Here is a 6,004-nt window from a genome sequence, read left to right on the forward strand (position 1 = left end):
TTTCGGGACGCCCAGCGTGTTACGCCAACAAAAACGTTGGCTTACCGTAGCACAAATCCAATTCCAAATAACTTATAAGATTGTTGCCGCCCGCTCATAACGTTCGGCAATCAGGTCGTGGAAGTCTTCGTCGTCAGGCGAACGCAGTGGCTTGAGACCGAAGTCGTCAATGATCAGCAATGGGAGCCTGGCAAGATATTGGAAGCGTCGATCGTAAGTTCCCACGGCCGCCGCGTTGCGCAGACTAGCCAGCAACTGGCTTTGCGTGGAGAACAGGACATCGTGTCCTTGCCTTGCTGCTGCGTGTCCGAGGGCTTGCGCCAAATGGCTCTTGCCGGTCCCACACGGGCCGGCGATTAGAACGGCCACTTTCTCGTCGATGAATCTGCAGGTGGCGAGGTCATGGATGGCGGCTCGATTCAGGCCTGGCAACCGATCAAAGTCGAATCCTTCCAGCGTCTTCTGGCTGCGGAAGTTGGCGCGTCGCATGCGCAAGCTGAGCTTCTTGTTGTCGCGTCGGGCAACCTCGTCGTGAATTAACAGTGAGAGAAACTCAGTGAAGGCCAGCTTGCGATCGATGGCCTCTCGATTTCGCGCTTCCAGCGAATCGAGGATTCCGGACAAGCGCAGTTGTTTGAGCAGCGGAGTCAGATCAGGGATGGGGTGCATGGCTGGCCTTATTGGAGAATGGTTTGTGTGTTGCGGCAGAAACGGCCCCCCTCGGTGTAGGTGCTCGCCAGCGCATCAAAGGCGTTTAACAGCGTTAGCTGATCCAATCCCTTTTGCAGAATGGTTTTAACCGCGGTGTAATGCGGCGTGCCGTAGTGGTTTGCGCGCGAGCAAGCAGCTTCGAGTCGGACCGCGCCATATTTCTCTTTAAGCCGCAACACGCCTTGCACCGAACGCATCTTGATCAGGACCTTGTCGCCGAAGAGCGCGTGGACGAGGGCGTAGCAGGCGGGTCCGATCTGCTCGGCACATGCCAGACACCACTGGGTATCCTGCAGTTGCCACGCCTGAGCGGCGGATGGCAAATGATCGTCTACTGTGCAACGCCCGCCTGGACGAGTAAGACGCACGTGAGCGGCAACAGATTCCTGCCCACGGTATAGCGTCACCATGGTGTCGGTCGCCTTGAGCCATAATTCCTGGCCGACCAAGCGATATGGGACCGAGTAAAAGCTCTGCTCGAACTGAACATGAGCGTCCCGGTGGACCTTCCCCTTAGCCCAAACTGCGAGCTCCGGCGGGACGTCTGGCAAGCTGATCAGCAGGCTTCGTTCAACCTCCGCGAAGCGCTTCAGGGGCATCTCGCGCGTAGTACCATGAATACGGTTGCCGGCCTCGTTCATCACCCAGGCGTATATCTGGCGGTTGGCGTCGGCGAGGCCACGGAACTCGCGTAAGGGCAAGAAGCCGCGCTTCACGTATTTGACTCCCGATTCCACGATTCCCTTTTTTTGTGGGTCTCTCGGCGGACATGCATCAATCTTGAAACCGTATCCTTCTGCGCACTCCCCATAAGCGCGTTGCACTTCGGGCTCGTAATAGCACGCCCGCGTAATCGCACATTTGCAGTTGTCGATGATGATGCGCGACGGTACCCCACCGAAGGCCTCAAAGGCGCGCCGGTGGCATCCCAGCCAGGTTGCCACTGTTTGGTCCCGGACGAACTCTACATATTGGTGTCGCGACCAGGCGAGGGTCATGACGAAGAACCATGTTTTATGGATCTCGCCGGTAAGCGCGTCGGTCATCAACGGCCCGGCGCCGAAATCGACCTGCGCCGCCTCGGCCGGCCTGAACTCCAGACGCAGCGGCACGTCGGGCGTATGCGAAGCGTCGATATGGAGGAGGAAACGATAGACCGACGAGTAGCTGCCGGTGTATCCGTGATTGCGAACGAGCGTGGCGTGGATCGTCGTGCATTGGATGCCGGTGGTCCGCCACTTGGTGATCTGCGCGCGCCACGGTTCTAACGTTGAGACGCAACTCGACGGCAGCGGTGCTTCTTTGCGAGCAAGAAGAGCGGCCATTACGTGTTCGTCGGGTAACTCCGCTTCACGCGCCAGCCATCCGTGCTGGGTGGCAATCTCTCGCACCTGCGCGATCTTCTTGCGCCCCATGGTCTTCGATCGTGCGATATCCCGGTCAGAGTCACCTCGGCGCATTCGCACCAGGATCTGTCGGTATTGGTACATCTCAAACCTCCGATTAGCCACGGCCTCTCCCGGCAAAAGGCCGGCAGTCTAGCCGATCAACGAAAGTTCGAACCCTCTGTACTCGTCGCTCGGGTGGCGCCATTACGCCGAAAACCAACTGGCGCCTTTACGCCGAAAACGCCGTGGCTCCTTTACGCCGAAAATCCGGTGGCGCCATTACGCCGGAAACGAAATGGCTCCTATATGCCGGAAATTCACAGTTGCCGAGTGCGGCTAACGATTCAAGCAGCACCGACTGCTCGGAAGACGGGAGCGGGCGCAAGCGACCGCCGTCCTGAATGTGATCGTCCCACGGGTCTTCTGCGCGCCGGCCACTGATCGACAGGTCAGTGGTCTTGACCGCGATCACGCTGCTGAAGCCCTTCTGGTCCTTGAACTCGATGAAACGGTCAGATTCGACCCACGGAGCGTTCGCGGGTCTGAAACCTGCCTCGGTCATGAGCCATCGATAGAAGCGCACCACAGCGCCCATACGACGCCTGGCGACGCCCGGAGACAGTTCGCCTGCCTGCACGGCCAGCCTGATCGAGGCGCTATAGCGGTACGTCGGACGTTGCCGCTTGTTCACGGGGAACGTCAGCCAGTCGACGCCCTCGTCATCCAGATAACGACGGAATGCCACCAGGTCATCTGAGATGCTGGCGAACGTCAGCATGTTGGGCGACGGCTTCGACTCCATCATGTCGATGAGCCAGAGGTTCGCCTCAGCCCACGGCGCGCCGTCAGTGAGACGGACAACAGGGAAGAGTGGGAAAGTGCCTGCAATCCACTTCGGGCGGGCGCCGCGTCGCTTGCCGGTGTCGGGGTCGGCGAGCGGGACGGTGTGATAGATGGTGCCGCCCCCGGGCGTGGTGATGCTGACCGGCGTCGCGCCGGGTGCGTCGCGGTCAACGACCTCGGTCAATGGCAATTGCCGGATGGTAGTTCGTCTTGCGATCATCGCCAAGATACTCCTGCTGTGTTGAGAGGGCGTCCTCTTTAACACGACCTGCGAGTATCAGGAGATCGTTCTTCACTTGCGCATAACGCGTGTGACCAGGTGGTTGTCCTGATCGCGCAGACCTTTGACGATCTTGCGAGCGGCGTAGTACGCATCTGCGACGAAGTAGAACGGCTCCTTCACCGAGACGATGCCCAGCAGCGAGATCATCTTGTCGAGCAAGGTACGTCGATCGCGGTTGGACCACACCAGACCTTCGTGAATGCGCACGGCCAGCGGTACGGCGAAGACGCTCTGGGCGGCCCGCACGAGTATGCTGACTGCCTGCATGGAGTGCCCCATGATGTACTCGGGCTTGGTGTTGGAGTCGGACTGTTGATGCAGCAGCTTGACGCCGGGCATCTTCTTGCCAGACTTGGCCACCTTGATGCCGTCTCCGACCAGGACGCGCCGGCCATTGACGCGTAGCGGATCCGGGAACAGGCGCAACACCGCCTGAGTCCACAGCGCCGAGAGCTGATCGAGTTGCACGGCGTTGCTGTGCAAGCTGTCACGCAGCTTGTTGTACAGGACCGGTCGCAGTTTGAGCGCGCGCACGATGCTGGTCACGCCCAGCAACTCGGTGCGCACCGTCAAGCCTGCCACGGCAGTTGCAAACCACATGAAGCTGCGCAGGCGCGAGAACGCCGGACGCAGCAACCAGATCGCGTCCCACCAAGCCATCCAAAGCGACATCGTTTGTCTTCGAGTCGTTGTTGACAGTCAAGTATAGCATTTGTATGCTATCCGAATGACACAAAAACGCCTCCTTCAAATCGAAACACGCATTGAGACGATTAAGGCGAAGCTCGCCGCGATCGATGAAATGCGCCCAGGCTCACTGAGCTGTCAATACAAGGACCCCGCCAACCAGAGTGGGGCGTACTATCAGCTGAGCTATACGCGAGACAGGAAGAGCCGAACTGAGTACATTGCGCGCGACGCGCTGAGCGACGTGCGCCGCCAGATCGACAACTACAAGCGCTTCAAAGCATTGACCGACGAATGGGTCGACTTGAGCATTGAGCACAGTCGCCTGAAAATGAGACTGGCGCGCGAAGGCAACTAAGCGAGCCGGATCGGATTACCGAGAACTGGATCGGCGCTCACGAACGCCAAGATGAGACCGTGAGAAAGGCGCAAGAACTCGGCACTCTCGAGCAGCAACTTGAGAAACGGATTGGCGCCTGGCAGAAACAGGCAGTGGCATGTCGCGCGATCTCCGAAGTTCCGGGGATCGGCAGGCTTACCGCCACGGCCCTGGTAGCAACAATCGGAGACGCGAGAACATTCAAGTCGGGACGTGAGTTCGCTGCGTTCCTCGGTCTTGTTCCACGACAAAGCGGTACCGGCGGCAAGGTTCGGTTGGGCTCCATCTCAAAGCGAGGCGATTCTTATCTGCGCACGCTGTTGATCCACGGAGCGTGCTCCGTCCTGTGTCACACGAAGGTGCAAACAGCTTGGCAGAAAGGAATGCCGGAGCGGCGACCTGTCAACGTGGTAGCCGTAGCCCTGGCGAACAAGATGGCACGAACTGCATGGGCCATACTGGCCCACGAGAGCAGTTACCAAACGAATCACGTCAGTGTAGGACCAGCTTAGCATGGCTCAATTTTCGGTCGGCGTAAACACCGCCAGGCGCTCAGAACTCGCGCCGAAGCGTGCGCGATTGAGTTGCGCGATCTGATGCTGAAGGCTCTCCAGTTGTTCCCACAACACGCGCGCGAGCCGGTTCTGTTCGAGTGCAAAGGCTTGCAGCGCCTCAAGCTCGATTGGCAGATCCCCGGCAGTGATGGCGGCGGGCAACATGTCAACCATGATGCCCAACTGCTGCGACGTTTACAAGCTTCGCGAGCGCTGCGCGCGATTCAAGCGCTCAAGTTACGTGCGTCACCGCGACGGCGCGATGAGGTTCCCGTGCCGGGATCTCTATTCCTTCGAGCCAGGCATTGGTTCCGCGAGCGTGAATCCGCGTTGCGCGAGCGCCGCGGGCGATGGGAAATGCCCGTGTTCGAGCCGCTTGTACCAAAGCGCGAACCCGGTGCGGTCCCAATAGAGGCACTTTACCTTCGTGCGGTCACGGCCGACGAACACGAACAAGTTGCCCGAAGCCGGCTTCTGCGCAAGCAGCGGTTCAACCAGATACGACAGAGTGTCGATCGACTTGCGCATGTCGACCGGCTCGCGGCAGATGTAGGCTCGAACGTCCGCGGCGATCTGCACCGTGCACCGCCAAGCTGTCCGAGCACAAAGCGCACGATGCGCTCCGCGTGCACGCCGCTCAATTCGATGCGAACGCCGGCGATTGATAACGTCACGCGATCACGCGTCGATGATGATGGCGTATCGGGGCCGTCACGGCCAGCGGACTCGTTGCAGAATGGGTATCGCCCGCAAACTTCTTGCGCCACAACCCGAAAGTGCTGAGCGCAAGGCCTTGTTCGCGACAGAAGCGCCGAGTGCCAACGCCGCTCGTCTTCCATGCTGCCACCATCTCTCGCCAGAACGCTTCGCCCTGGCGAGGGCGCCGCGCCCCCGTTCGCACAGCAGTTCGGCCCATCACGTCGTCGTCCATCGCATCACTCCGATCACTACGATGGCGAAACCTTCGCATCGTGCACGCGGACACTCAAGACGGGTTGCGCTGACGGATACCCGGCAACACGGTCGACTTCCTGCTCCGCGCGCATCGTGACAAGGCGAAGACGGCGGCGCAGCGAGATGTAATGCGGGCGCGCATCGCGTTGTGGGCCCACGAGGGCCACTCCAATACGGTGATTGCGCGGGAACTGGGTGTCTCGGT

The 6,004-nt window shown here is 59.9% G+C and carries 8 protein-coding genes and 2 pseudogenes; 2 read left to right on the forward strand and 8 right to left on the reverse strand.

Annotated features, from left to right (window positions below; genetic code table 11):
* Nucleotides 1-75: 75 nt before the first annotated feature.
* The 4 genes and pseudogenes from AWB68_RS42010 to AWB68_RS42025 form a co-directional block, all read right to left on the reverse strand.
* Nucleotides 76-669: pseudogene (locus AWB68_RS42010) on the reverse strand (ATP-binding protein); the annotation flags it as partial.
* An 8-nt stretch (nt 670-677) separates the two neighbouring features.
* Nucleotides 678-2,201, reverse strand: a complete 1,524-nt coding sequence (gene istA / locus AWB68_RS42015) for an IS21 family transposase (protein WP_087650046.1) — start codon at nt 2,199-2,201, stop codon at nt 678-680.
* A 127-nt stretch (nt 2,202-2,328) separates the two neighbouring features.
* Nucleotides 2,329-3,168, reverse strand: a complete 840-nt coding sequence (locus AWB68_RS42020) for a hypothetical protein (protein ID WP_235028809.1) — start codon at nt 3,166-3,168, stop codon at nt 2,329-2,331.
* 66 nt (nt 3,169-3,234) lie between these two features.
* Nucleotides 3,235-3,897, reverse strand: coding sequence for a hypothetical protein (locus AWB68_RS42025; protein ID WP_087650047.1), 663 nt, complete (start codon nt 3,895-3,897; stop codon nt 3,235-3,237).
* A 55-nt stretch (nt 3,898-3,952) separates the two neighbouring features.
* On the opposite strand from AWB68_RS42025, the gene AWB68_RS42030 reads away from it, so the two are divergent.
* A complete protein-coding gene (locus AWB68_RS42030; protein WP_087650048.1) occupies nt 3,953-4,270 on the forward strand; it encodes a DUF6788 family protein in 318 nt (105 codons plus the stop codon).
* A 71-nt stretch (nt 4,271-4,341) separates the two neighbouring features.
* Nucleotides 4,342-4,803: pseudogene (locus AWB68_RS42035) on the forward strand (IS110 family RNA-guided transposase); the annotation flags it as partial.
* Nucleotides 4,804-4,809: 6 nt separating this feature from the next.
* Here the strand turns inward: AWB68_RS42035 and AWB68_RS42040 are convergent.
* The 4 genes from AWB68_RS42040 to AWB68_RS50305 form a co-directional block, all read right to left on the reverse strand.
* Nucleotides 4,810-5,019: an IS66 family transposase gene (locus AWB68_RS42040; protein ID WP_087650049.1), complete on the reverse strand. Its 210-nt coding sequence runs from the start codon at nt 5,017-5,019 to the stop codon at nt 4,810-4,812.
* A gap of 111 nt (nt 5,020-5,130) precedes the next feature.
* Complete coding sequence (gene tnpB, locus AWB68_RS48060; protein ID WP_160110174.1) at nt 5,131-5,424, reverse strand: IS66 family insertion sequence element accessory protein TnpB; 294 nt, start codon at nt 5,422-5,424, stop codon at nt 5,131-5,133.
* Between the two features lie 91 nt (nt 5,425-5,515).
* Nucleotides 5,516-5,776, reverse strand: coding sequence for an IS66 family insertion sequence element accessory protein TnpA (gene tnpA, locus AWB68_RS51250; protein WP_160110175.1), 261 nt, complete (start codon nt 5,774-5,776; stop codon nt 5,516-5,518).
* A gap of 16 nt (nt 5,777-5,792) precedes the next feature.
* The coding region (locus tag AWB68_RS50305; protein WP_235028810.1) for a hypothetical protein at nt 5,793-6,004 on the reverse strand (212 nt) is incomplete at its 5' end.

It is taken from the genome of Caballeronia choica, assembly GCF_001544535.1.
Classification (GTDB): domain Bacteria; phylum Pseudomonadota; class Gammaproteobacteria; order Burkholderiales; family Burkholderiaceae; genus Caballeronia; species Caballeronia choica.

Coding starts and splice junctions, on each gene's coding strand:
- istA (WP_087650046.1), bottom strand. CDS start 2,201: ATGTACCAATACCGACAGATCCTGGTGCGAATGCGCCGAGGTGACTCT.
- AWB68_RS42025 (WP_087650047.1), bottom strand. CDS start 3,897: ATGTCGCTTTGGATGGCTTGGTGGGACGCGATCTGGTTGCTGCGTCCG.
- AWB68_RS42030 (WP_087650048.1), top strand. CDS start 3,953: ATGACACAAAAACGCCTCCTTCAAATCGAAACACGCATTGAGACGATT.
- AWB68_RS42040 (WP_087650049.1), bottom strand. CDS start 5,019: ATGGTTGACATGTTGCCCGCCGCCATCACTGCCGGGGATCTGCCAATC.
- tnpA (WP_160110175.1), bottom strand. CDS start 5,776: ATGGACGACGACGTGATGGGCCGAACTGCTGTGCGAACGGGGGCGCGG.